This is a genomic window from Cyanobium sp. LEGE 06113 (genome assembly GCF_015207615.1).
Map to the genome: position 1 here is coordinate 612,131 of NZ_JADEWM010000001.1, position 24,838 is coordinate 636,968.

18 protein-coding genes and 7 pseudogenes are annotated in these 24,838 nt (G+C 70.8%); 9 read left to right on the top strand and 16 right to left on the bottom strand.

The window, feature by feature from the left end; genetic code table 11:
* Positions 1-26 precede the first annotated feature (26 nt).
* From IQ220_RS03120 to IQ220_RS03125, 3 genes and pseudogenes are all read right to left on the bottom strand, one after another.
* Positions 27-987: pseudogene (locus IQ220_RS03120) on the bottom strand (heme o synthase).
* A gap of 3 nt (positions 988-990) precedes the next feature.
* The gene (locus IQ220_RS16345; RefSeq protein ID WP_370566294.1) at positions 991-1,251 is read right to left on the bottom strand and encodes a hypothetical protein; all 261 of its coding nucleotides are present in this window, start codon (positions 1,249-1,251) and stop codon (positions 991-993) included.
* Complete coding sequence (locus IQ220_RS03125; protein ID WP_370566293.1) at positions 1,239-2,045, bottom strand: heme A synthase; 807 nt, start codon at positions 2,043-2,045, stop codon at positions 1,239-1,241. The genes IQ220_RS16345 and IQ220_RS03125 overlap by 13 nt, the downstream gene beginning before the upstream one ends.
* 206 nt (positions 2,046-2,251) lie before the next feature.
* Here IQ220_RS03125 and IQ220_RS03130 point away from each other — a divergent pair.
* The 4 genes and pseudogenes from IQ220_RS03130 to IQ220_RS03145 all read left to right on the top strand — a co-directional run bounded on the left by IQ220_RS03130 (position 2,252) and on the right by IQ220_RS03145 (position 5,941).
* A pseudogene (locus tag IQ220_RS03130) lies at positions 2,252-3,120 on the top strand (cytochrome c oxidase subunit II).
* A gap of 50 nt (positions 3,121-3,170) precedes the next feature.
* Positions 3,171-4,795, top strand: a pseudogene (gene ctaD / locus IQ220_RS03135) (cytochrome c oxidase subunit I).
* Positions 4,792-5,421, top strand: coding sequence for a cytochrome c oxidase subunit 3 (locus IQ220_RS03140; protein WP_193912858.1), 630 nt, complete (start codon positions 4,792-4,794; stop codon positions 5,419-5,421). The pseudogene ctaD and the gene IQ220_RS03140 overlap by 4 nt, the downstream one beginning before the upstream one ends.
* A 118-nt stretch (positions 5,422-5,539) precedes the next feature.
* Positions 5,540-5,941, top strand: a complete 402-nt coding sequence (locus tag IQ220_RS03145; RefSeq protein ID WP_193913144.1) for an AbrB family transcriptional regulator — start codon at positions 5,540-5,542, stop codon at positions 5,939-5,941.
* 47 nt (positions 5,942-5,988) lie between these two features.
* On the opposite strand, the gene IQ220_RS03150 is transcribed toward IQ220_RS03145, so the two are convergent.
* Both IQ220_RS03150 and IQ220_RS03155 read right to left on the bottom strand, forming a co-directional pair.
* Complete coding sequence (locus IQ220_RS03150) at positions 5,989-6,609, bottom strand: DUF308 domain-containing protein (protein ID WP_193912856.1); 621 nt, start codon at positions 6,607-6,609, stop codon at positions 5,989-5,991.
* Positions 6,610-6,636: 27 nt separating this feature from the next.
* On the bottom strand, positions 6,637-7,290 hold the full coding sequence (locus IQ220_RS03155; RefSeq protein ID WP_193913142.1) for a riboflavin synthase: 654 nt from the start codon (positions 7,288-7,290) through the stop codon (positions 6,637-6,639).
* A 71-nt stretch (positions 7,291-7,361) separates the two neighbouring features.
* Here IQ220_RS03155 and IQ220_RS03160 point away from each other — a divergent pair, with 71 nt between their 5' ends.
* Entirely contained in the window at positions 7,362-7,940 is a 579-nt protein-coding gene (locus tag IQ220_RS03160) for a bifunctional nuclease family protein (protein ID WP_193912854.1), read from the top strand.
* Positions 7,918-9,098: pseudogene (locus IQ220_RS03165) on the top strand (aldo/keto reductase). The gene IQ220_RS03160 and the pseudogene IQ220_RS03165 overlap by 23 nt, the downstream one beginning before the upstream one ends.
* 1,101 nt (positions 9,099-10,199) lie before the next feature.
* Here IQ220_RS03165 and cobT read toward each other — a convergent pair.
* From cobT to topA, 4 genes and pseudogenes are all read right to left on the bottom strand, one after another.
* Positions 10,200-11,333 (bottom strand): nicotinate mononucleotide-dependent phosphoribosyltransferase CobT, encoded by a 1,134-nt coding sequence (gene cobT, locus IQ220_RS03170; RefSeq protein WP_193912852.1) that lies wholly within the window; start codon positions 11,331-11,333, stop codon positions 10,200-10,202.
* A 2-nt stretch (positions 11,334-11,335) separates the two neighbouring features.
* Complete coding sequence (locus IQ220_RS03175) at positions 11,336-11,941, bottom strand: DUF2232 domain-containing protein (RefSeq protein WP_193913140.1); 606 nt, start codon at positions 11,939-11,941, stop codon at positions 11,336-11,338.
* A 51-nt stretch (positions 11,942-11,992) separates the two neighbouring features.
* Positions 11,993-12,529, bottom strand: coding sequence for a hypothetical protein (locus IQ220_RS03180; RefSeq protein WP_193912850.1), 537 nt, complete (start codon positions 12,527-12,529; stop codon positions 11,993-11,995).
* Positions 12,529-15,290, bottom strand: a pseudogene (gene topA / locus IQ220_RS03185) (type I DNA topoisomerase). The gene IQ220_RS03180 and the pseudogene topA overlap by 1 nt, the downstream one beginning before the upstream one ends.
* 149 nt (positions 15,291-15,439) lie before the next feature.
* On the opposite strand from topA, the gene IQ220_RS03190 reads away from it, so the two are divergent.
* Complete coding sequence (locus IQ220_RS03190; RefSeq protein WP_370561834.1) at positions 15,440-17,032, top strand: NAD(P)H-quinone oxidoreductase subunit N; 1,593 nt, start codon at positions 15,440-15,442, stop codon at positions 17,030-17,032.
* Positions 17,033-17,036: 4 nt separating this feature from the next.
* A complete protein-coding gene (locus IQ220_RS03195) occupies positions 17,037-17,744 on the top strand; it encodes an ABC transporter ATP-binding protein (protein ID WP_186697051.1) in 708 nt (235 codons plus the stop codon).
* Here IQ220_RS03195 and IQ220_RS03200 read toward each other — a convergent pair.
* The 6 genes and pseudogenes from IQ220_RS03200 to IQ220_RS03220 all read right to left on the bottom strand — a co-directional run bounded on the left by IQ220_RS03200 (position 17,741) and on the right by IQ220_RS03220 (position 22,323).
* Positions 17,741-18,691 (bottom strand): M23 family metallopeptidase, encoded by a 951-nt coding sequence (locus IQ220_RS03200; RefSeq protein ID WP_370566292.1) that lies wholly within the window; start codon positions 18,689-18,691, stop codon positions 17,741-17,743. The genes IQ220_RS03195 and IQ220_RS03200 overlap by 4 nt on opposite strands.
* 416 nt (positions 18,692-19,107) lie before the next feature.
* Positions 19,108-19,284 carry a hypothetical protein gene (locus tag IQ220_RS15500; protein WP_228008852.1) on the bottom strand — a complete coding sequence of 59 codons (177 nt, stop codon included), beginning with the start codon at positions 19,282-19,284 and terminating at the stop codon, positions 19,108-19,110.
* Positions 19,285-19,521: 237 nt separating this feature from the next.
* Positions 19,522-19,947 (bottom strand): annotated as a pseudogene (locus IQ220_RS16350) (biotin--[acetyl-CoA-carboxylase] ligase); the annotation flags it as partial.
* Positions 19,865-21,067: pseudogene (locus IQ220_RS03210) on the bottom strand (aminotransferase class I/II-fold pyridoxal phosphate-dependent enzyme); the annotation flags it as partial. The pseudogenes IQ220_RS03210 and IQ220_RS16350, both read right to left, overlap by 83 nt.
* Complete coding sequence (locus IQ220_RS03215) at positions 21,054-21,386, bottom strand: co-chaperone YbbN (RefSeq protein ID WP_186697055.1); 333 nt, start codon at positions 21,384-21,386, stop codon at positions 21,054-21,056. The gene IQ220_RS03215 and the pseudogene IQ220_RS03210, both read right to left, overlap by 14 nt.
* A gap of 157 nt (positions 21,387-21,543) precedes the next feature.
* The gene (locus IQ220_RS03220; RefSeq protein WP_186697056.1) at positions 21,544-22,323 is read right to left on the bottom strand and encodes a PspA/IM30 family protein; all 780 of its coding nucleotides are present in this window, start codon (positions 22,321-22,323) and stop codon (positions 21,544-21,546) included.
* 111 nt (positions 22,324-22,434) lie between these two features.
* Between IQ220_RS03220 and IQ220_RS03225 the strand changes: the two genes are divergently transcribed.
* On the top strand, positions 22,435-23,010 hold the full coding sequence (locus tag IQ220_RS03225; RefSeq protein WP_193912848.1) for a DUF721 domain-containing protein: 576 nt from the start codon (positions 22,435-22,437) through the stop codon (positions 23,008-23,010).
* On the opposite strand, the gene IQ220_RS03230 is transcribed toward IQ220_RS03225, so the two are convergent.
* Positions 23,004-24,830: a glycosyltransferase family 39 protein gene (locus IQ220_RS03230; protein WP_370566291.1), complete on the bottom strand. Its 1,827-nt coding sequence runs from the start codon at positions 24,828-24,830 to the stop codon at positions 23,004-23,006. The genes IQ220_RS03225 and IQ220_RS03230 overlap by 7 nt on opposite strands.
* Positions 24,831-24,838 lie beyond the last annotated feature (8 nt).

The following is a 24,838-nucleotide window of genomic DNA, read 5'->3' on the forward strand; positions in this document are numbered from 1 at the left end:
TGGCCATCAGAGCGGTTGTGCGTCGATCAGCCGCCCAATGTAGGCAGCATCCCCAGCCCGATGGAGAACGGCTCCGCCTGGGGGAGGCGTGCCATCAGCAGCAGCAGCTCACGCCGAACAGATAGAAGATCGACCAGCGGAACAGGGCCTTGGCGGAGGAAGGGTCGTTGGGATTGCGGCTGAGCTTGCTCACCAGTTGCAGCAGCCTGCCGTTGAAGGGCAGCACCAGCAGGCCGTAGAACAGGCCGCCACTGGGCAGCATCCAGGCCCCCAGCAGGCTCAGCGCCACCGTCAGCCAGGCATAGCTGCTGATCGCCCGGGCCGTCACCTGCACGCCTTTGACCACTGGAAGCATGGGGATGCCGACGGAGCGGTAGTCGTCCTTGAGCAGCAGCGCCAGGGCCCAGAAGTGGGCCGGGGTCCACACCATCACCAGTGAGAACAACCACCAGCTGGAGGCACCGAGTTCGCCGCTGGCCGCCGCAGCTCCCACCAGGCTGGGATGGCGCCCGCCACCCCGCCGATCACGATGTTCTGGGGCGTGCGGGGCTTGAGCAGGGCGGTGTACAGGAGCACATAGCTGCACAACCCCAGCAGGGCCAGGCTGGCGGCCAGGGGGTTCACCCCCAGCACCAGCACCGTCACCGAGACCAGGGTGAGCGCCACGGCGAGTCCGAAGGCCTGGCGCTGGGCCAGCCGTCCCGAGGGCAGGGCCCGGCGGCTGGTGCGCTGCATGCGGCCATCGAGTTCCTGCTCCCAGAGGCAGTTGAGCACCCCTGCCGCTGCGGAGGCCAGGGCGCCGCCCAGCAGGGTGCAGAGCACCACGGGAGTGGTGATGCTGGAGCCACTCACGGCCATGCCGGCCAGGGTGGTGGCCAGCAACAGCGGAATCAGCCGGGGCTTGGCCACCTCCAGCCAGGCCGGCAGGCGCACAGAGGGGCGCACCGCAGGGGGCTGGGCCATGGGCAGGGCAGAGAGGCTCACCATGGATCAGCTCAGGGGAGAGGGGGATGGGGATGTTGAGGGGGGCCGGCCGGCCAGGCCAGGCAGCTGGCCCAGCAGGCCGGCGAGCACGGCCACCAGCAGGGCCGCACCGAGCTGGTGAGCGATGGTCACGGCGGGCACGGCGAGGGCCAGCCTCAGGGTGGTGACGCCCAGGGCCAGCTGGGCCACCACCAGCAGGGCGCCGCCGAGGGCCAGCAGGCGGGCCGAGCGCGGCAGGGCAGGACGGAGGGCGGCTAGGGCGGCCACAGCAGCACGGCACCCCCGGCCCCAGGGGCCAGCTGGCGATGCAGCAGCAGCCAGCGGCAGTCATCGCCGGAAGCCAGACAGCGATCAGCGGCCCAGTGGCTGGCCATCCAGGCCCCGAGCAGGCTCTGGCAGAACACCAGCAGCAGGGCAGCGCAGACAGCCAGGCCCCAGACGAGTCGCCAGGGCCGCTCCAGGGGAGCCGTGCTGGGCTGAGAGTGCCGCTTGAGAGCCTGCTGCAGCTTCAGGGCCTGGTGCAGCCCACTGAGCAGGGCCAGCAGGCTGAGGGCCGCAGCCAGATGAGCCGTCACCATCGAGGAGGCCAGCAGCCGGGTCACGGTGAGGGCACCAAGACCTCCCTGCACGGCCACCAGGGCCAGGGCCAGGCCGGAGGCCCAGGGAAGCCAGCCGGGCAGCTGACGGCGGCCCACCAGGCTGGCGGCGGCCATCACCAGCAGGGCGACCCCCACCACGAAGGCGTCGAGCCGGTGAAACCACTCCAGAAACACCTGCAGGTTCATCTGCCGGCCAGGCAGCAGCACGCCGTAGCAGAGCGGCCAGTCAGGGCAGGCCAGGCCGGCCTGCATGACCCTGGTGGCCCCACCGATCACCACCAGGGCCACCAACGCCACCACCAGGTGGCCACTCAGGCGGCTGAGCTGCCCGAGCCGATCGGCCTGCCGTGGGGTCAGCTGATCAGCAGGGGAGCCGGCCTGGATGGGGCCTGCCTGAGGGGCCTCGGCCTCGGCCGGGGCCCCAGAGTCGGGCGTCTGGGATGGCCGCAGGCCTGTCTGCATCGGAGCGAGCGCCCCAGAGTCGCTGCACGGTAGCGATGGTGCGGGGAGCGAGGGATGAGGATTCGCTCACATCGTCAATTCACAACATGGCCAGCCGCCAGCAACACCAACACCCCGCTGAGATGCGCTGATCACAACTGTGCAGGCGCAATGGCTCGCATCGGCAAGGCCCTGCCCATAGGCTGATCCTCAGTACTTCCAATGCCGTGCAGATCCGCACAGCCCTCACCACCGTGCTGGCCACGACTGGCCTTGTGGGAACAGGGCTCCTGGTGGGCAATCGGGTGAACATGCTGCCGCTCGATGCGAGCAGCAACGCCGCCACCTACGATTCCCTTTTTAAGGTTTTATTCAGCATTGGCACGATGCTGTTCCTCGGCATCACCATCGTTTTGGTGTACAGCCTGCTGCGGTTTCGCCGCACCGCCGGCGACACCAGCGACGGTGTGGCCATTGAGGGCAACCTGCCCCTGGAAATCGTCTGGACTGCGATACCAGCGGTGGTCATTCTTTTCGTTGGTATCTATAGCTACGACATCTACGAGCGCATGGGCGGCATGGCCCCCTCATGGACCATGCCGCCATGGATCACAGCGCCATGGATCACAGCACCATCGACCGGGCCGCCCTCGTCAGTGACAGCCCCGGCCCAGACCCGGAGCGCATCTGGGGGGGCATCGGCGCTGCCGCCACCCCTGATCAGACAGGCGTGGTTCCCCCGACCCTGCCGGTGGAGGTGACGGCCATGCAGTTCGCCTTCATCTTCCATTACCCCCAGGGCGACATCACCAGCGGCGAGCTGCATGTGCCGCTGGGCCAGCCCGTGGAGCTGCGCATGGAGGCCCGCGATGTGATCCACGCCTTCTGGGTGCCGCAGTTCCGCCTCAAGCAGGATGTGATTCCGGGCCAGACCACCCAGCTCTCCTTCACCCCCACCCGCGCCGGCACCTTCCCGATCGTCTGCGCCGAACTCTGCGGGGCCTACCACGGCGGCATGCGCTCCAACGTGGTGGTGCATGAACGCGAGAGCTTCGACGCCTGGCTGGCGCAGAACACCCCCACCACGAGCACCTGAACTGGCGTGTTGACCGTGACCCCGACCTTTCCCCCGCAGCGTTCCCGCCGATGACGATCGCCAGTCCAGGCCCTCTGCCCCAGGAGGGTCTGCAGCCCACCGGGTGGGCCCGCTATCTCAGCTTCAGCCTCGATCACAAGGTGATCGGGCTTCAGTATCTGGTGTGCGGCTTTGCCTTCTATCTGGTGGGAGGGGCGCTGGCCGGTGTGATCCGCACCGAGCTGGTCAGTCCGATGTCCGACTTTGTGAGCCGTGACACCTACAACGAGGTGCTGACGCTGCACGGCACGGTGATGATCTTTCTGTGGATCGTGCCCGTGGTCAATGGCGGCTTCGGCAACTATCTGATTCCCTTCTACGTCGGCGCCCGGGACATGGCCTTCCCGAGGCTCAATGCCGTGGCCTTCTGGATGATTCCGCCGGCTGGCATCCTGCTGATCAGCAGCTATTTCCTGGCGGGCGCCGCTGCCCAGTCCGGCTGGACAGCTACCCACCCCTCAGTCTCACCACCCCGGCTGCCGGCCAGGTGGTGTGGATTCTGAGTGTGCTGCTGCTGGGGGGCAGTTCCATCTTCGGCGCCATCAATTTCATCGCCACGGTGCTGAAGCTGCGCCGTCCTGGCCTGAAGATGATGCAGTTGCCGATGTACTGCTGGGCGATGCTGGGCACCAGCCTGCTGGTGGTGCTCTCAACCCCTGTGCTGGCCGGCGTGTTGATCCTGCTGAGCTTCGACATCGTGGCCCACACCGGCTTCTTCAACCCGGCCCTGGGCGGCAACGTGGTGGTCTACCAGCACCTGTTCTGGTTCTATTCCCATCCAGCCGTGTACATCATGGTGCTGCCGGCCTTCGGCCTGGTCAGCGAAATCCTGCCGGTGCACGCCCGTAAGCCCCTGTTCGGCTACACCACCATGGTGTACTCGATCATGGGCATCGTGGGGCTGGGCCTGATCGTGTGGGCCCACCACATGTTCACCAGTGGCACACCCCCCTGGATGCGGCTGTTTTTCACCATTGCCACCTCATTCATTGCGGTGCCCACGGGCATCAAGTTCTTCAACTGGATCGCCACCCTGTGGGGAGGCAAGATCGCCCTCAACTCGGCGATGCTGTTTTCATGCGGCTTCATTCTGAACTTTGTGTTCGGCGGCATCACAGGTATCAGCCTGGCCCAGGTGCCTTTCGACATCCATGTTCATGACACCTACTTTGTGGTGGGTCATTTTCACTACATCGTCTACGGAGGCACGGTGTTTGTGATCTTCGCCTCGCTCTACCACTGGTATCCGAAGTTCACGGGCCGTCTGCTCAACGAGGATCTGGGTCGCCTGCACTTCGTGCTCACCCTGATCGGCTTCCAGCTCTGCTTCCTGCCCCAGCACTGGCTGGGGCTGAATGGCATGCCCAGGCGCGTGGCGGAATACGACCCGGCCTTCACCACGCTCAACCAGGTGAGCAGCGTGGGGGCCCTGATCATGGCGATCAGCATCCTGCCGCTGCTGATCAACGTGGTGATCACGGCCAGGAACGGTGAGCCGGCGGGCGACAACCCCTGGAACGCCCTGACGCCGGAATGGCTCACCTCCTCGCCCCCTCCGGTGGAGAACTGGAAGGGGGAGGCCCCCCTCGTCACCGAGCCCTACGGCTACGGCACCCGTCCTGAGGCCCAGTCATGACCACCACCAACTCCTCCGACAGCTCGCTGCTGAGCAGCCCTGCAGCGGCTGCCCCAACCGCTGAGGCCAGCGCCGAGGCCGACCTGCACGCCGACGTGCGCATGTTCGGCCTCACCACCTTCCTGGTGGCCGATGGCATGACCTTTGCTGGCTTCTTCGCGGCCTACCTCACCTTCAAAGCGGTGAATCCGCTGCCCGAGGGCAGCATCTACGAGCTGGAGCTGCTGCTGCCCACGATCAACACCGTGCTGCTGGTGCTGAGCAGCTTCACCTTCCACCGCGCCGGCCGCGAGATCCGCGCCAATCGCCGGGCCGCCTGCCGCACCTGGTTGCTGGTGTCCGCCGGCCTCGGAGCCACCTTTCTGGCCGGCCAGATGGTGGAGTACTTCACCCTGCCCTTCGGCCTCACCGACAACCTCTTTGCCAGCACCTTCTATGCCCTCACGGGCTTCCACGGTCTGCACGTGACCCTGGGGGTGATCTGCATCCTGATCGTGGCCCTGCAGACCCGCAGCGGTGGTCGGATCAGCGCTGAGAAGCATTTCGGCCTTGAGGCCGCAGAGCTCTACTGGCACTTTGTGGACGGCATCTGGGTGGTGCTCTACGGCATCCTCTACGTGCTCTGAGCCCCTTCCAGCCCCGGGGTTGTTGCCGATCAGCCTGCGGACTGGGCACAATTCAGCTCATGACCTGTCGCCAGGATCTCCAGGCATGAGTCCCAGCAGTGGCGGTGGTCCGGGCGGGATGCTCGAAGGCAAGGCCCTGCTCGACAGGGCCAGAGCCCTCAGCGACCAGCCTGAGGACCTGATTGCCCGCGCCTGTGGGTACGTCGGCCCCAGTGGCCGCGTGCTCAGGAAGAGTTTCCACAAGGCCCTGGTGGCCGCCAAGGGCTACCCCGTTCCCGAGGCGAGCGCCGGTCGCAGCGCCGCCGCCCCAGGCCCCGGCAAGGGGCGGCAGGCGGAGTTCCGCACCCGCGTGCACGGCAACGGCAATCTGCTGATCGGCAACGCCTACACCCGCCGGCTGGGGCTGCAGCCCGGCCAGGAATTCCGCATCGAACTGCAGCGGGACAGCCGCTCCATCCGGCTGCTGCCGCTCCAAGACGGCGAGTTCCCCGAGGGCGAAGCGAGCGACGACACCGCTTAAGCGGGGTGCGAGTGAGCACGTTTCGCCCGGGGTGGCTCTCCAGCGGTTCAGGACCTCAGCTGCCGGGGGGGTTCGGGCTGGCCGGCTGTGTGCTGATCGGGGCCGTGGAAACTGGCGCTGAAGCTGAGCAGGTCGAGGCCACTGAACACGAAGCTGATGCCCACCAGCAGGCCCAGCACCTGCAACAGCACAGGGCCGGGCAGCAGCAGGATCGTCGTGCCCAGGGCCAGGGTGATCAGGCCGTTGAGCAGGCCCCAGCCCCAGCCCCGAATGCGCCGGTGGGCCAGGGACACCCCCAGGGCCACCAAACCCTCCACCACGAACACCACTCCGATGGCCAGGGCCAGGGTGGCGATCGGGGCCGCCGCCTGGGTCGGTCCCGAACCGAGCTGCAGCAGCATCGACAGCCCCGCTGCCACCAGCAGGGTGGACACCACCAGACGCCAGAAGGCCAGCCAGCGGCCGAGCAGCCGGGCCCGCATCAGGTTGTTGATCCAGCCGAGCAGGCCTCCCACCAGAAAGATCAGCGCCACCATCGCCGTGACCCAGAGGGAGGCGGCCAGCGGAAAGATCATCGCCAGCAAGCCGAGCACCAGCATCAGCACCCCCTCCCCGAGGGTGAAGGTCCTCAGAGCTGCCGCATCCCGGGCTGGGCTGAGCTGGACCATGGCAACGCAAGAGGCAGAGGCTGGACCCTAGGCCTGCCAGCCGTGTTCAGCCAGCCAGGCGCGGTCGAGGTCGGGCTGGGCGCCGCCAGCCAGCAGCCGTTCGGTGTATTTGGCCAGCAGATCGGCCTCCAGGTTCACCCCATCGCCCTGGCGCAGGCCCTGCAGGGTCGTGCCCCTCCAGGTGTGGGGAATCACGGCAATCCAGAAGCTGGCGCCATCGGGGCTGCAGCCCGCCACGGTGAGACTGATGCCGTTCACGCAGACGCTGGCCTTGTCGCACACGTAGCGGCCATAGGCCGGATCCTGCCAGGCCAGATCCAGCCGCCACGACTCCCCCTCGGCCGCCACCGCCAGCACGGTGCCGAGGCCATCGACATGACCGCTCACCAGGTGGCCGCCGAGGCGATCGGCCAGCCGCAGCGCCGGCTCCAGATTCACGGCGCCCCGGCGTTCCGCCCGGGCCGCAAGCGTGCTGCGGCGCAGGGTTTCGTCACTGACATCGGCGCGGAAGCCATCGCTGAAGCGCTCCGCCACCGTGAGGCACACCCCATCCACGGCCACGCTCTCGCCCAGGGCCAGATCGTGGGCCGACCAGCCGCCCTCGCTGGCGGCCCAGCGCAGCCGCACACCACCCTGCACCCGTTCGATCGTGCCCGTGGCCTGGACCAGTCCGGTGAACATCGGCGTGGGCTCCAGTTCCTCCTGGCCATAATCAGACACGGGTTCATCGCTGCCTAGCGGCACTGCCGGCCATGGTCGAAATGCGCGTCGCCGGCATCGCCCTAGATGCGGCCAGCCGCAGCCCGATCGTGCTGCTGCGGGACCCGGCGGGCCGGCGCCAGGTGCCGATCTGGATCGACCAGGCCCAGGCCCAGAACATCCTGGTGGGGCTCGGCCATGACCGCCCCCCCCGGCCCCTCAGCCACGACCTGATGGTGGCCCTGCTCGAGGCCGGCGGACTGCATCTGGAGCGGGTGATCATCCACGCCATCGAGGAGAGCACCTTCCGCGCTGTGCTGAAGCTGCGCAGCCAAGACAACCCGGGCCCCGAAGGCCTGAGCGAGATCGATGCCCGGCCGAGCGATGCCATCGCCCTGGCCGTGCGCACCGGCACGCCGATCTGGATGCTGGAGGAGGTGGTGGCGGATGCCTCGATTCCGGTGGACGCCGAGGCCGACGCCGCCGACCAGGCCCATTTCCGCCGCTTCCTCGACTCGGTGAGCCCCGCCGAGCTGGTGCGGCAGCTGGGCCGGGCCCAGCCCGAGAACGACCCCAGCCCCAGCGACCCCGGCGAACCGGACACCCCGGATGAGCCGCGTGAACCCAGCTAGACGGCCGTTCGGGCGGGGGCCGGCGGTGTCGGCCTTCAGCCTGGGCACAATGCGCGCCCTGGGCAGCCCCGGCCAGATGGAGGCGGTGCTGGGCGCGGCCCTGGCCGCCGGCATCAACCATCTGGAAACCGCCCCCGCCTACGGGCCGGCGGAGCGCTTTCTGGGGGAGGCTATCGCCGCCCTGGCGCGGCGGGGCCTGGCGCCCCAGGGGGGCTGGCTGATCACCAGCAAGCTGCTGCCGAGCGGCGACCTGGCCAGCAGCCAGCAGCAGCTGCGGGGCATCCTCAAGCGCCTGGGGGTGCCGCGGCTGCACGGCCTCGCCGTGCACGGGCTGAACACGCCCGAGCACCTGGCCTGGGCCTGCCAGGGGCCGGGCGCCGAACTGCTCGCCTGGGCCCTGGAACAAGGGCTGGTGGGCCAGGTGGGCTTCAGCAGCCACGGCAGCCAGGCCGTGATCGAGCAGGCCCTGGCCAGCGGTCGCTTCAGCTTCTGCGCCCTGCACGTGCACCTGTTCGACCAGAGCCGCCTGCCCCTGGCGCGGGCCGCCCTGGCGGCAGGCCTGGGGGTGCTGGCCATCTCCCCCGCCGACAAGGGCGGCCAGCTCTATGCCCCCTCGACCGAGCTGCTGGCCGACTGCGCGCCGTTCCAGCCCCTGGAGCTGGCCTACCGCTTTCTGCTGGAGCAGGGGATCTCCACCCTCAGCCTGGGGGCGGCCCAGCCCGGGGATCTGATCTGGGCCGAGCGCTGGCAGGCGGGCATACTGGGGGGCGGCGGCCCGCTCGGCCAGGCCAGCCCCGAGGGTCTCAGCCAGGAGGTCAGGGCGGCCCTGGCCCGGCTGAGCGAGGGGGCGGCGGAGCGGCTCGGCGCCGAGCGCTGCGGCCAGTGCCGGGCCTGCCTGCCCTGCCCCAGTGCCGTGCCGATTCCCGAGCTGCTGCGGCTGCGCAACCTGGCCGTGGGCCATGGCATGGAGAGCTTTGCCCGGGAGCGCTACAACCTGATCGGCCGGGCGGGCCACTGGTGGGAGAGCCTCAATGCCGAGGCTGCCGGGAGTGCGGCGCCTGCCTGCCCCGCTGCCCCCACGGGCTGGCGATTCCCGAGCTGCTGGCCGATACCCACCGCCGCCTGGCGGCCGCGCCGCGGCGGCGGCTCTGGGGTTGAGCGGGCCGCCGGGTGTTCGGGGGCTGGGCTTCAGGTTCCGGGCCGCGGCGCCGCGCGTCCCAGCGGCTCTGCAGGGCCAGGCGCTCGGCAGTGTCGAGGGGGGGCAGGCTCCAGCAGCGCTCGAGCAGACCCGCTGGCGGCAGCAGCAGATTGGCGGTGGCCGCCGGGAAGCGGCTCACCAGCGGCTCCAGCTGCTCTCGCGGCAGGGGCGGCACCCAGCCGGCCGCCAGCAGGGAGGCCAGCAGCGGCCCCTCCAGCAGCTCCGCCAGCCAGGCCAGGGGCACGGGCTGCTCCACACCGGTGGGCCTCAGCAGCAGCTGCCAGCTGAGCGGCGCCCCGCTGGCGGGCCACAGCTCGGCCAGGCGCAGGTCGCGGCGCAGCAGCGGCACCAACCGGCGCAGCGGCAGCACGGCGGCCTCGGCCTCGCCGCTGAGCACCAGGTTGAGGCCATCGCGTTCGTCGTAGGCCAGGGCCTGGCGCCGCAGCTGTTTCAGCTGCTCCGGCTCGGAGCCCACCAGGGCCATGCACACCCTGGGGCTGGAGGGCAGCACCAGCCGCCCGCGCAGGCTCGGATCCAGCAGCAGCGACCAGCCCTCCTGAGCCCGTTCCTGCAGGTCGGGACGGGAGCGCAGCAGGATCACCCAGGGCGTGAACGACCACGGGTAGGCCAGCGCCGGCTGCCCCTCGGGCGCGAACAACCTGCTGGCCGACGCCGCCAGGGGGGTGAGGCGGGCCAGCAGCTCCGGGGCCCCGAAGGGCTGCCAGCTGGAGGATGCCACCGAGCCGGCCCAGCCATCACTGAGGGCCAGCAGGGCGGCGACGGGGTCGCGCCGGCCCTGCTCCAGCACGGCCTGGGGCGCCTCGAGCTGGCGCGCCCGCCAACCGTCGGGCAGGCCCTTGAGCCAGGCAGCCGGCAACTCCTGGGCCGTGAGCGCCAGCACCGCTGCCTGGGGTGCAGCCCGGCAGCCGCCGAGCAGCCAGGGGGCTCCCACCGCCGCCGCCCCCACTCCCAGGCGCAGCAGCTCTCGGCGGGAGAGGAACTCCGGTGAACAGGCCATGGACCGACCGTAGGAGCCGGACCAACCCGGCCCATGGGGCCGGTCAGCCCCCGAGCAGCTGCTGGCAGGCCAGGTCACAGGCCTGGGCGAGGGCCTCAGGGCTGTGGCCCAGCTGCTCCCAGAGCACGGCCAGACCACCGGCGCCCACGCCCTCCTTCACGTAGCCCCGTTCGTAGTCGCGCAGGGCAGCGCTGCGGCAGGCCGAGAAGCGCAGCCCCGCGGGCGCCAGCTGCGGCACCACCTGCCAGCGATGCCCCAGGCGTTGCAGCAAGAGGGCCAGATCGCTGCCGGGCTCATCGGCCACCCAGGCGGTGGTGGCCACCGTGATCCGGGCCACCAGACCCAGCCGCTCCCGGGGGGCGGCCAGGGCCAGCACCAGGGCCAGCACCGCCGCCATCTGGCTGCCGCCGGCCAGCAGCACGGTGCCGCCGCGGCGGGCGAAAGCCAGGGCGAGGCCAGCCGCCAGCGGCTGCATCGGATCCCCCACGGCGGCCAGCACGGCCAGCGGATCAGTCCCACTGCCAACGGCTCCTCCAACCGCTCCTCCAGCCACCCCGGCGTCCCCCAGGGCTGCCCGGGCCAGGCCCTGCCCCACCAGGCGGGCCTTGAGGGGATGGTCGCTGTGGAGCAGGCTGCCGCTCACCAGCCCATCGGCAGCCACCCCCAGCCCGCGCAGCACCCCGAGGGCCGTGGTGGTGCCGCCGGGCACACACTCCGCCAGCAGCAGGGGGCAGTCCGGCGCGCTGCGCTCCCCCCAGCGGCGGCCGCGCTGCAGCAGCGCCCGCACCCGTTGCAGCGGCAGCGCCCGGCCGCTGCTGACGCAGCGCGCTGGCCCCGCTCCCTCCAGGGCCGGCAGGCGCAGGTGCGGCACGGCGGGAGCCACGGCGCAGCCCAGGTCCACCACCTGCAGGCGCTCCAGCAGCCCCAGACGCTCCAGCACCACGTGACTGATCAGGGCAGGACTGACCCCCGCCGGCAGGGGCGGCAGGGCATGGGGGCGAGGCCCAAGCGGTCCGTGCACCACCAGCTCGGCATCGGCGGCGGCCGTGGCACGCCGGGAGGCGGGAGTGGCCCCGGCGGCGGAGATCCCCTCCACCGCCGCCGTGGCTGTGGCCGCCAGCAACAGCACTGGCCGGCTGCGCCCCCAGGCGACCGCCTCCGCCGGCGGGACCGGCATGGTCAGAGGGGATCGAGGGCCACCAGGGCCCTGAGGGCTGCGGGCGGTTCGCTGATGGGGGCCTGCAGGCGCGGAAAGATCCAGTAGGCCACGGCGTGCAGGGTGAGCACCACGATGGCGTTCTGCACCAGCACCAGCAGCAGCGCCGCCACCTGCACCTGGGCCAGGTCGATGGCGGACACCAGGTCCACCAGCCCCGCCAGGCGCTCCAGCAGGCCGGCCGCCGCCGTGGTGATCACCACCCAGAGATTTTCCCCCACCAGCACAGAGAGCACCGCCACCCGCACCAGGAAGCCGGCGGCGCCGATCAGGCTGCCCACCGACCAGCTGAGCCACCAGTTCAGCTTGCGCCGCCAGCACCAGCCCAGCCAGAGGGCCAGCAGGCCGTAGGGGAAGAGGAGCAGCGGGCCGCGGATCGGCCCCATCAGCGCCACCGCCAGCAGGCAGGCCACCGCCTGCCCCTCCACGGCGCAGCGCCAGCCGTGGCGCAGCTGCAGCAGGGCCAGGGGCAGGGGCAGGGCCAGGCGGAACAGGGGACTGCCCACCGGCAGGTAGTAGAGCGCCAGCCAGAGCAGCCCGGTGGCCGCGGCCAGGTAGGCGGTGTCCATCAGCTGGCGGGCCTGGCGGCGGCTGAGGCTGGGCAACGGGCCGGGGAGCCATCAGCGGGTCGCCGGGGCCGGAGGCGTCGCGGGGGGCGTGGCGCTTGGGGCCGGAGCGGGAGTGGTTGTGGGGGCAGGGTCGGCGGCACCGCCGGAGGACAGCACCCGCTCGATCATCTCCACTTCGAAGGGCACCCCGGCCGCCCGCAGGGCCTCGGTGAGGGCCTCAGCGGGCGCAGCCGGATCAGCCCCGGCCAGCTTGAGCGTGATCCGGTAGGGAGCCGGGGAGAGCACGGGCGCCCGGGGGGTGGCTGCCCCCGGCTCCGGTTTCGGCTGGGCCGCCGTTGGGGCCGTGGCCCCTCCGGGCGGGGTTGCAGCGCCGGGGGCCGCGGTGGGGGATCCAGGGGTGGCCGGCGCTGTGGTCTCCTGCGTGGCAGCAGGGGCCCCATCACCTGGTGTGGCGGGGTCGGGGGCCGAGAAACTGCGCGAGAGCTGTTCCCCCAGGGGAGTCCCACTGCACCCGCCCAGCAGCACGCCGATGAAGCCGGCGCACAGAACCGGCCCCCAGCGGCGGCCATCGGGGCGGGGCCGGAGCATCAACTCTCCGCCGCTTTGATCACGCGCACGGCGCTGGCCCGCAGCCGACCGGTCTTGGTGGTGGTGGGAGGCTTCTTGGCGGCGGCCTGCTGGCTCTTGGCCGCCGCAGCGGCTTTGGTCTTGGCGGTCTTGGCGGAGGCGGCGCGCTTGCCGGTGGCTGTCGTGCCAGGGGAGGCTTTGCCCCTGGAGGTCTTGCCCGTGGCGGCCTTGGCCGCCAGCAGCTCGATCGCCTGCTCCAGGGTGATGGTGTCGGCCGTGGTGCCCTCCGGCAGGGAGGCGTTCACCTTGCCCTGCTTCACGTAGAGGCCATAGGGACCATCAAAGAGCTGCACCGGTTCGTCGCTGCCCTCCGGCAGCCCGAGCTGCTTGAGGGCGGTGCGGCCACCGCGGCCACGCTTGGGCATCGCCAGCAGTTCCAGGGCGCGGCTCAAGGGCACCATGAGCACGTCATCTTCAGCCTTGAGCGAGCGGTAGTCCTTCTCGCCCTTGCCCTTGTGGTGCACCACGTAGGGCCCGAAGCGGCCCAGGCCTGCCTCCACCCTTCCGCCCTCGGGATGGTCGCCGAGGGTCCGGGGCAGGCGCAGCAGGCCCAGGGCATCGGCGAGGCTGAGCTCCTCGGGCTTCTGGCCCTTGGGCAGCGAGGCGCGCTTGGGCTTGGGAACGGCCTCACTCACCTGGCCGCGCTGCACGTAGGGGCCGTACTGGCCGAACAGCAGGTACACCTGCTCACCCGTCTCGGGGTCCTCGCCCAGGGACTCGGGACCTTCCGCCTTCTGGCGCAGCAGCAGCTCGGCCTTGTCGGCATCGAGATCGGCCGGGGTGATCTCCAGGGGCAGGGTGGCCTTGAGCAGCTCCTCGGTGCCGTCCTCGGCCACCCGCTTGGTTTCCAGGTAGGCCCCGAAGCGGCCGATCCGCACCACACAGGGCAGCCCCTCCAGCGACACGGTGCGGGAGACGCCGGGGTCGATGTCACCCTCGCGCTGCTGCACCTGGGTTTCGAGACCCTTCTCGCCTCTGTAGAACGACTCCAGGTAGGGCAGCCAGGCCACCTGGCCATGGGAGATCTCGTCGAGGCTCTGCTCCATCCGGGCGGTGAAGCTGGTGTCCACCAGATCGGGGAAGTGCTCCTCCAGCAGGGCCGTCACCGCGAAGGCCGTGAAGCTGGGGGTGAGGGAGTTGTTCAGGAGCGTGGCGTAACCCCGGTCCACGATCGTGCCGATGATCGAGGCGTAGGTGGAGGGCCGGCCGATACCCTCCTTCTCCAGCATCTTCACCAGGGCGGCCTCGCTGTAGCGCGCTGGAGGCTGGGTCTGGTGGCCGAGGGCCTCCACCCCCTGGCAGGCCGGAGCATCGCCCACCGCCAGGGCGGGCAACAGCACTTCCTGGCCCTCCAGGGCCGCATCGGGGTCGTCGCTGCCCTCCACGTAGGCACGGAAGAAGCCGGGGAAATCGATCCGCTTGCCGCTGGCGCGGAAGCGCGCCGTGCCGAGCTACCGCCCTCCACCTCCAGATCCACGGCCAGCATCGTGAGCCGCGCCTCAGCCATCTGGCTGGCCACAGTGCGCTTCCAGATCAGCTCATAGAGGGCCAGATCCCTGCCTTCCAGGCGGGTGTCGCCTGGATCGCGGAAGCTCTCCCCGGCTGGTCGGATCGCCTCGTGGGCCTCCTGGGCGTTGCGGGCCTTGGTGGAGAACTGCCGCACCGCGGGACTCAGGTAGGTGTCGCCGTACTTGGCCGCCACGCAGCTGCGGGCCGCCTGAATCGCCTGGTCGCTGAGGTGCACCGAATCGGTGCGCATGTAGGTGATGAAGCCCCGCTCGTAGAGCCCCTGGGCGGCGCGCATCGTCTCGCGGGCCGAGAGCCGCAGCTTGCGGTTCGCCTCCTGCTGCAGGGTGCTGGTGGTGAAGGGCGCCACCGGCTTGCGCACACTCGGCTTGGCCTCCACCTGCGCCACCGACCAGGCTCCGCTCTGCACGGCGGCCTGGAGGCTGCGGGCCTCGTCCTCGGCCAGCAGCCGCACTCGGCTGCCGGCCTTGAGGGCACCGGTGGTCTCGTCGAAGTCGGAGCCGCCGGCAATGCGCTCCCCCTTGAGGTGGCTGAGTTTGGCCTCGAAGCGGCCACCGGCCTGCTCCAGCTGGGCCTTGAGGTCCCAGTAGCTGCCGCTGTGGAAGGCCCGGCGGGCCCGCTCGCGCTGCACCAGCAGGCGCACCGCCACCGACTGCACCCGGCCGGCCGACAGGCCCCAGGCCACCTTCTTCCAGAGCAGCGGCGAGAGGGTGTAGCCCACCAGCCGATCGAGGATCCGGCGTGTCTCCTGGGCGTGGACGAGCTCCATGTCGAGCTCCCGGGTGTCGTCGAGGGCGCGGCCGATGGCGGCCTTGGTAATCTCGTGGAACACCATTCGCTTGACGGGAACCTTGGGCTGTAGCAGCTGCAACAGGTGCCAGCTGATGCTTTCACCCTCCCGGTCCTCGTCCGTGGCCAGGAGGAGCTGATCGGCGCCCTTGAGGGCGTCCTTGAGTTCCTTCACCACTTTCTTCTTGTCCTTCGGCACCACGTAGAGCGGCTCGAAGTTGCTGGCGGTGTTCACGCCCAGGTTCGCCCACTTCTCACCCTTGTGAGCGGCAGGGATCTCACTGGCGTTGTTCGGCAGGTCCCGCACGTGTCCCATGGAGGCCTCCACGCGGAAGTCCTTGGGCAGGAATCCACGGATGGTGCGGGCCTTGGTGGGGCTCTCAACGATGACGAGGGTGTGACCCACAGACAGGCGAACGACCTCCCCCCTCTTTATCGCATCGGCGGCCGGCACCGCATCCCGCCGCTGGGGAACCGGGGCAACGCCGCTACAGTTCCGGCACCAAATCTGGCCGCATCACCCCCGTGATCTCCCTGCTCGGTGCTCTCCCAGCCGTGGCCGCTGCCACGCTCGCAGAGGCGGCCCAACCCGCCACCCAGGCCATCGGGGCGGGGTTCGGCAGTGGTGGGCTCAGCCTCCAGCTCAATGCCGGCGCCATCGCCCCTGAGGTGGCCGTGCTGCTGGCCCTGATCGCCTGTCTGCTGGTGGATCTGGCCGGCGAGCAGGCCGCCAGCCGCTGGGTGCCGCCCCTCTGCTACGCCGGTCTCGGCGGCGCCCTGGTGCTGCTGGCCCTGCAGTGGAACACCCCGGCGCTGGAGCCGTCCTTCCTCGGCTCCTTCCTCGCCGACAACCTGGCGATCGCCTTCCGCGGCGTGGTGGCAACCTCCACCTTGATCTCGCTGCTGTTGAGCTGGCGCTACGTGGAGCGCAGCGGCACGCCGGTGGGCGAATACGCCGCCATCCTGCTGGCCGCCACCCTGGGCGCCATGTTCCTCTGCGGCGCCACCGATCTGGTGAGCATCTTCATCTCCCTGGAAACGCTCTCGGTATCGAGCTACCTGCTGGCGGGCTACATGAAGCGCGACGCCCGCAGTTCCGAGGCGGCACTCAAATACCTGCTGGTGGGTTCTGCCGCCGCGGCGGTGTTCCTCTACGGAGCCTCCCTGCTCTACGGCCTCACCGGTGGTGCCACCGGACTGGATGCCGTCGCCCTGGCCCTGCAGACCAGCGCCTCGCCGGTCACCGCCCTGGCGCTGGTGTTCGTGCTGGCCACCGTGGCCTTCAAGATCGCCGCCGTGCCCTTCCACCAGTGGACGCCCGACGTCTACGAGGGCTCGCCCACCCCAGTGGTGGCCTTCCTCTCGGTGGGTTCCAAGGCGGCAGGATTTGCGCTGGCCGTTCGCATCCTGGTGGGCTGCTTCGAGAGCTTTGATGCCCAGTGGAAGCTGCTGTTCACCGTGCTGGCCATCCTCAGCATGGTGCTGGGCAACGTGGTGGCCCTGGCCCAGACCTCCATGAAACGGATGCTGGCCTACAGCTCGATCGGCCAGGCCGGCTTCGTGATGATCGGGCTGGTGTGCGGCACCGAGGACGGCTTCGCGGCCATGGTGCTGTACATGGCCGCCTACCTGTTCATGAACCTGGGGGCGTTCGCCTGCATCATCCTGTTCTCTCTGCGCACCGGCAGCGACCGTATTGCCGACTACGCAGGCCTCTACCAGAAAGATCCCCTGATCACCCTGGGGCTCAGCCTCTGCCTGCTCTCCCTGGGCGGTATCCCGCCGATGCTGGGCTTCTTTGGCAAGATCTACCTCTTCTTCGCCGGCTGGGCTGATCAGCAATATCTGCTGGTGGTGGTGGGCCTGGTCACCTCCGTGGTCTCGATCTACTACTACATCTCCGTGATCAAGATGATGGTGGTCAAAGAGCCCCAGGAAGCGTCCGATGTGGTGAAGGCCTACCCGGAGATCTCCTGGTCGATTGCCGGCATGCCGGAGCTGCGCACGGCGCTGGTGGGCTGTGTGATCGTCACCGCGGTGGGAGGGGTGCTCTCCAGCCCGCTGTTCACCTGGGCCAGCGAGGCGGTGGTGGGCACGCCGATCCTGCAGCAGGCCATCGCCAGCGCCACAGCTCCACCGATCGGTTGATGCCGTGATCCAGCCCGTTGCCCAACTCGAGGCCGTGGAGAAGGTCTACGGCTCAGGTGACACGGAGGTGCGGGCCCTCGATGGCCTCAGCCTCACCGTCAACCGCGGTGACTATCTGGCCGTGATGGGGGCGTCCGGTTCGGGCAAGAGCACGGCGATGAACATCCTCGGCTGCCTGGATCGGCCCAGTGCCGGCAGCTACCGCCTCAGCGGCACCCAGGTGAACCAGCTCAATGACGACCAGCTGGCCGATCTGCGCAACCGCGATCTGGGGTTCGTGTTCCAGCAGTTCCACCTGCTGCCCCAGCTCTCGGCGCTCGACAACGTGATGCTGCCGATGGTGTACGCGGGAGTGCCAGCCCCGGAACGGCGGCGGCGCTCCGAGGAGGCCCTCGGACGGGTGGGGCTGGCGGATCGGCTGAACAACAAACCCAACCAGCTCTCCGGCGGCCAGCAGCAGCGGGTGGCGATCGCCCGGGCGATCATCAACCAACCCGCCCTGCTGCTGGCCGATGAACCCACGGGCGCCCTCGATTCCCGCACCACCGAGGAGGTGCTGGCCATTTTCGATGAACTGCACCGAGGCGGCATGACCGTGGTGATGGTGACCCATGAAGACGATGTGGCCGCCCGCGCCGACCGGGTGGTCCATTTCCGTGATGGCCGGATCACCGAGACGACCACCCAGACACCGGCCCTTGCCGCCCGCTAGCCCGCTGGAGGGGCTGGGGCCAGGGGGGCGACGGGCCGCTCCAGGCTCTGCAGCAGCTGGCCCATCAACAGGGCGATGGCATCGCTGCCGCCGGCGGCCCGGCCGGGGTCGAGATCGCCGGGATCCACCGCCAGCCAGCCGCCATCGGCGGGTAGCCGCAGCTCGAAATGCAGGTGAGGGCCAGTGCTGAGGCCCGTGCTGCCCACCCGGCCGATCACCTCCCCCTGCCGCACCCGATCGCCGGGCTTCACGTAGAGCTCGCTGAGATGCCCGTAGAGCGTGCGCCGCCTGGGGCGCTCATGTTCGATCTCGATGGCCAGGCCGTAACCGCCTGCCACGCCGCTGCTGATCACCTGGCCGCTGAGGGAGGCCACCACAGGCGTGCCCTCCGGCGCCGCCAGGTCACGGCCGGCGTGCATCAGCCAGCTGCCCAGCACGGGGTGGACGCGGAAGCCGAAACCACTGCTGGTGACGGCCGAACCGATCAGGGGAAAGAGCAGACGGCGATTGCCGTTGCCACCGATCGGCGAGGGGCGGGGCGTGACCGCGAACACATCGGCAAGGCGGAAGCCGCCGCCGCCGCCGGCCAGCAGGGCCGCCACGGGGACCGTGAGCGGCGTGGTGAGCGGGGCCCCGCCGATCAGCCGTTGTCCGGCTCCGGTGATGCCGCTGCCGGCGTCGCCGCCAAGAAGGCCGCCGGGGGCCGACGTGCTGCTGCCAGGGCGACCCCAGCCCCGCACCACCACGCCCCGGCGGCACTCCTGGGCTGAGAGAGCGCCGCTGCTGCAGGCCTGGACATTCGCGGGGCTGTTGAACGGGATGGCGCGGCTGCCGGAACGCACCCGCTCCCGTTCGGCCGGGGTGACAACGCCCTCGCGTACGAGGGCATCGAGGGAGCTGTCGAAGCTGGCCGCTGGAGGGGAGTCCCGCGCTGAGGCAGGGGGCACGGAGCGAGGTGCCGGGACTGCGGCAGCGGGGGTGGGCGGGCGGCGCAGCGGCCGCCCGGCTCGAGGCTCCGCCCCGGCAGCGCTCCCGGCCTCAGAGGAGGTGGCGGCGGCGCCGGCGCGGCGGCAGGAGCCTCTGAGGCCGTGGGGGCCGGGGAGGGCGCCGCAGGTGCCGCCGCATCGGCTGGGGATCGCTCCTGGGCGATCCCCAGGCCCACCAGCCCGATCAGGGTTCCACCCGTCACCAGGGCGGCAGGAAGGAGATGGAGGTGGATCAGACGTGCCATGGAGCGGATCAGAGCAGGCAGAGGAGCGAGCGTCAGCGCAGGCGTCAGGGCTCCCAGGGCAGCCGGGAGGCCCCATTCTCACCCGCGAACCGACCAGCTGCCGCTACCCATGCTGTCGCAGGCGCGACAGGCTCAGAAGCTACGGCTGAGCCAGGTGAGGGCCGCCCCCCTCTGCAGCCGCAGGCGACCATCCAGCTCCAGACCGGCCACCTGCCACGGCTCCTCCCCCACCAGCACTCCCTCGGGCGGCTGCCAGAGCCGCTGTTCGGCCTGGTCCCGCACCAGTTCCGCTTCACCCGCCTGGGCCATGGCCCAGCGAAGCGCGCTCCACACCCTCGCCTCCAGTCGTCTGGGGCAGGCCTGGGGATGCCAGCGGCCGGGGCCTGGTCCCCGCCGCCCTCCTGATCGGGCCAGGGCCTGAGCCACCGAGACCGCCCCGGGCGGCACCCGGTTGGTGCCGTTGAGGCCGATGCCGGCCTGGGCCCAGAGCAGGCGGCCCCCACGCCAGCGCTGGCGCGGCAGCAGGCCCGCCAGCTTGCCGCCATGCACGAGCAGATCGTTCGGCCACTTGATCCGCACCGGCAGACCCAGCCCTTCCAGCTCCCGCGCCAGGCCCACGGCCAGAGCCAGGGGCAGGTTGGCCGGCGCCCGCGATGCTCCAGGCCAGGGGAAGGCGGCACTGAGCCACACCCCGCCAGCGGGCGCGCACCAGGGCCGCCCCCTCTGCCCCTGGCCGTGGCGCTGCCGCCTCGCTACCACGGCCCGCCACGGATCGGGGCCCTGGGGGCCGGGGGGGCTGTGCCGCAGCCAGCGGTCCAGCTCCCACTCGGTGCTGGCGCACACGGGCAGCCGCCGGATCTGCCAGCCGCTCACCGGGCGCCCCGGCGGCCAGCCAGGTGCCGATGCGGGCGGCGCCCTGCTGCAGCTGTTCCGTGGGGTGGACCAGGGCCAAGCGGGCCCAGCCCTCACCACCGGGGCCAAAGCCGTTGCCGGGGGTGAGGGCCACCCCGGTGGCCTGCAGCAGGGCGGCACAGAAGGCTTCTGAGCCCTCGCCCTGGTCCTCGCCGGGCTGGCTCTGCCATTGGGGCGGCAGGGCCAGCCACAGATACAGGGCCATGCTGGGGCGCCGCACCGGCCAGCCCACAGCTTCCAGGGCCGCGGCCATGTGGTCGCGTCGCTGGCGGTAGGTCCGGCCCAGCTGGGCCGGCCAGTGGGGGGCCTGTTCCAGGGCGGCGATCGCCCCGGCCTGCAGGGCGAGGGACTGGTTGAAATCCACCACCCCCTTGAGCTGCCTCAACGCGGTGATCAGCCACTCGGCACCGATGGCGAAGGCCAGCCTGAAGCCCCCCAGGCACCAGCTCTTGGAGAGGGAAAAGAACTCGATGCCATGGCTGCGCCAGCCCGGGTGGCGCAGCAGGGCCGGGGCCTCCCCGTCGAGGGCCAGGTCCACGTAGGGGTTGTCATGGGCCAGCACCACGTCGTGGCGCAGGGCCTTGTGCATGGCCGCATCCACCCAGGCCTGCTCCCCGGTGGTGGCCGTGGGGTTGTGGGGGAACCCCAGCACCATCAGCTTGAGGGCCTCCCACTCGGCGGTGGACACCCGCTCGAAATCGGGACGCCAGCCGCTTGCCGCATCGAGGCGCAACAGCTGGGGCCGGGCCGAGGCCAGCTGCAGGCCCCCCAGGTGGGAGGGGTAGTAGGGGTCGAGCAGGAGGGCGGCATCGCCGGGATTCAGCACCGCCAAGGGCAGGTGGGCCGTGCCCTCCTGGGATCCCACCAGCAGCAGCACTTCGCGCTGCGGATCGACGGCCACCCCGAAACGCCGCTGCGCCCAGGCCGCGGCGGCCTCCCGGAAGGGCAGCGTGGCGTGGTGCAGGCAATAGGCCGCACTTGAGGGGGCGTCGAGGACGCGCTGCATCGCCGCGATCGCCTCGGGCGGCGGCAGCAGATCGGTGGATCCCAGGGAGAGATCGAGCAGGGGGTCCAGGCCGCTGTCGGCAACGGCGGCCCTCAGGCTGTAGGCGCTCTTGCGGCGGTCGTTGCGGGCGAAGACGCCACTGCCCAGCTGGGCCAGGCGCTCAGAGATGGGCATCCAGGAAGGCCTTGAGCTGGGCCTTGGCCATGGCGCCCTCATGGCGAGCCACCGGGGCGCCGGCCTTGAACAGCACCAGGGTCGGCAGGCCCTGCACCTGCAGGCGGTCGCGGCTGCCGGGGTTGGGATCGGCCTCGAGCTTGCCCACCTTGAGGCGGCCGGCGTAGTCGCTGGCAGCCCAGTCCATCAGCGGTGCCATCAGGCGGCAGGGGCCGCACCACTGGGCCCAGACATCCACCAGCACCGCCTCGCTGCAGGCGATCACTTCAGCGTCGAAGTTGGCGTCGGTGAGATGAACGACGGACACGGCAGTGGACACGGGAACAGCAGAGGGAAAGAACGGGAGCGTGGAGGGAGGGAACCCTTCGGAGCGAGGCTTCAAGGTAGGGGCCCGCCGGCACCGCTCAGGGGCAGCCAACGGATCAGGCCATGACCCCCGCGGGTGGTTCAGGGCCCATGGCGAGCAGAACGGGCGATCAGAGCTTGTCGATCGAGCGCTTGAGCTCTTCGAGTTCGGCATCCACTTGGGCCACCTTCACCGGCTCCAGCTGGGGCACCGGATCGCTGTCCTTGGGCAGGGCCACAGGTTCCGGGCCGGCGGCGCCGGAGAGCCGGTTCTTGAGAGCGGCGAGCTCATCGTCCACATCGCTGCTCTCAAGCGCAGCGAACTGGCTCTCGAGGTCGGCGCCGGCCAGCTCGGCCGCCGCCTGGCTGCGGGCCTCCAGGTTCTGCACCTTTTCCTCCATGCGCTCGAAGGCCGCCATCGAGGAGTTGGTGCCGAGGTTGCCCACGGCGCTCTGGAGCTGCTCCTGGGCCTGGGCGGCCTGGGCCCGGGCCTTGAGCATGTCCTTCTTGGTCTTGGCCTCGGCGATCTTGGCCTCCAGCGCCACCAGGCTCTTCTTGAGCGCGTCCACCTGGCCGGCCTGGCTGTTGAGCTGGGCGTTGAGGGCGGTGGCGGTGTCGTCGTAGGTCTTGCGGCGGGTGAGGGCCTCGCGGGCGAGGTCGTCCTCCCCCTTCTGGAGGGCCAGTTCGGCGCGCTGATACCAGGTCTTGGACTGGCTCTCGGCCTGTTCGGCCTGGTTGGCGATCCGCTTCTGACTGGCAATGGCCGTGGCCACCGCCTGGCGGAGCTTGATCAGGTCGGACTGCATGTCCGCGACGGACTGGTCAAGGATCTTGGAGGGATCCTCCATGCTGCCGATCGCCGCATTGGCGTTGGCACGGAGCAGTCGGCTGAGGCGGTCAAAAAAGCCCATGGCGCAGCTGGGGGCAAGGCCAGAGGCTAACCATGAACGCCACCGGCGTCTGATCGGAGCGGCACCATCGCGCTCAGGACTCAGAATGGAGGCAGGATCTGATTGGCGGCAATGGCAGGGTCGCAGCGACAGCGGAGCCACGGCAATGCCCCGGCCACGGGTCAGCGCCGTATCGGCAGCATCACGGTGATGGTGCCGGCCAGCCATCCGCCGGCCACGGCCCTGGCCCAGTGCCTCGACACCCTGCAGCAGCAGTGGCAGCGCCAGGGCAACCTCGGGGCGCTATGGCAGCGCTGGCCGACGCTGGCCGGTCCCCAACTGGTCCCACACTGCCGCCCCCTGCGCCTGCAGGGCTCGGTGCTCACGGTGGGAGCCGCCCCCGGCCCCTGGCTGCAGGCCCTGCAGTACAACCGCCACCAGTTGCTGGGCAGCCTGCGGGCCGCCGGCTTTGCCGTGCGGGAGGTGCGCCTCACCCAGCACCATCCAGTCACCCAGCCCGGTCTGGCCGCTGAGGAGACAGCAGGCAGCTGGGCCCGGCACCCCAGCCGGGTGGATGTGCACGGCATGGCCACCTGCCCCGGCTGCCACTGCCCAGCCCCCGCCGGGGAGATGGCCCGCTGGGGCAGCTGCAGCTTCTGCCGCCGTCAGCTCCTCGCCGAGAACCCCGTCAGCGGCAGCCCTCAGTAGCGCTCGGGCCGCGGATCCTGCCAATCGGGCCGTACACCGGCGGCGGCCAGTGCCGCGGCCCGGCGCTCCAGGCGCTGGCGATCCAGGCGCCAGAGTCGATAGATGCCGGAGGAGGCCAGCAGCTCGGGCTCCAGAGCGCGCCAGTGGGGCCGCTCAGCCGTGGCGGCATCGATCACCAGCAGCACCGAAGGCTGCTGCTCCGCCCCGCTCGGCTCCTGACCCCGGCGACGCTCCCGGCCCAGGCGATCGGCCAGGTTCACCAGCCCCGTGGCCGGTGCCCCCTCGTAGATCACCACACGGCGGCTGTAGTAGTGCAGCGAGGGCTTCAACATGCCCACCATGGCCAGGGGCTGGTCAGGCGTCTGGTGCTGCCGCACGGCGCTGGCCATGGCCCGCACCGGCAGGCCCCGCAGCCGATCCCCCAGCTGCCAGCTGGGCAGCAGCACCAGCGGCACGAACAGCAGCAGCGGCACCTGCAGGGCCGCCAGCCCCGGCAGCGGCTGACGCCGCCACCACAGCACCGCCCCCACCAGGGCGGCCAGGCCGTAACAGGCGGCGGCGAGGGCCAGCAGCCTCGACTCCAGCAGCTCCTGGGGCAGCGACGGCATCTCCGGCGTGATCACCAGCGGCAGCCACAGGGGGGCAGCGGCGAAAGCAAGGGCCATCACCAGGCTCAACAGCACCGTGCTGACCGCAGCCCAACCCCAGCCCCAGCGCTTCGCCTGAGCCCGCTGGGCCGCCAGGGCCGCCAGCAGCCCGGCGGCAGGCGTGGCGGGCAGCCAGTAGCTGGGCAGCTTGGTGGCCGCCAGGGTGAAGAACAGCAGCACCGCCAGCAGCCAGCAGGCGCTGTAGCGCTGCAGCGACAGGGCCGGGGGCAGCGGCGCCACCGGAACCGGGCGCCAGCGCCAGGCCTCGGGCCCCCTGAGGCCCTGCACCAGGCCCAGCAGCAGCACCGGGCTCCAGGGCAGGCTGGCCAGCAGCAGCACCGGCCCGAAAAACCACCAGGGCTGGGAGTGGTTGTTCACCGCAGCCGTGAAGCGCTGCAGGTTGTGGTAGCCGAAGAAACTGCGCCAGAAGGGCTCCCCCTCCACCGCCAGGGCCAGGCCGTACCAGGGCAGGCTCAGGGCCGCCGTGATCGCCAGGCCGGGCAGCGGCCGCAGCCGGCACCAGAGCCGCGCCAGGTCACCCTGCAGCCACCCGAACAGCAGCTGGGTGAGGCCGAGCAACAACACCGCCACCGGCCCCTTGGCGAGCACCGCCAGGCCCAGCCAGAGCCAGCCCCACCACCAGCCGCGGCCGCCCGCGGCGTAGCAGCGCCAGCAGAGCAGCAGGCTGAGGCCCAGGCAACCGGAAAAGAGGCCGTCGCTCACCGCGATCCGTCCCCACAGCAGCACCAGGGGCGAGAGGGCGAAGGCCACGGCGGCCGTCAGGGCAGCCAGGGCGGCACGGCGGCCGTGCTGGGGCCAGCGCAGCAGGGTGTCGGCCAGGGCCAGCATCAGCCCGATCGTGGCCAGGGCTGAGGGCAGCCGGGCCGCCCAGGTGCCCAGGGGGTTCCACCACCCCTGGCCGGGAAGGGCATAGACCAGGCCCATCCCCCAGTACACCAGTGGCGGCTTGTCGTAGCGCGGCAGGCCGTTGACCCACGGAATCAGCCAGTCGCCGGCCTCGGCCATCGCCCGGGCGGAGGCGGCGAACAGCGGCGGCGTCTCGTCCACCAGGCCGCTGACCCCCAGCTGCCACAGAAACAGCACCACCCCCAGGCCAAGACAGAGCAGCAGCACCCGGCGACGCTGGGAGGTGGAAACCGGAGCAGGGGTCACAGGGCCCA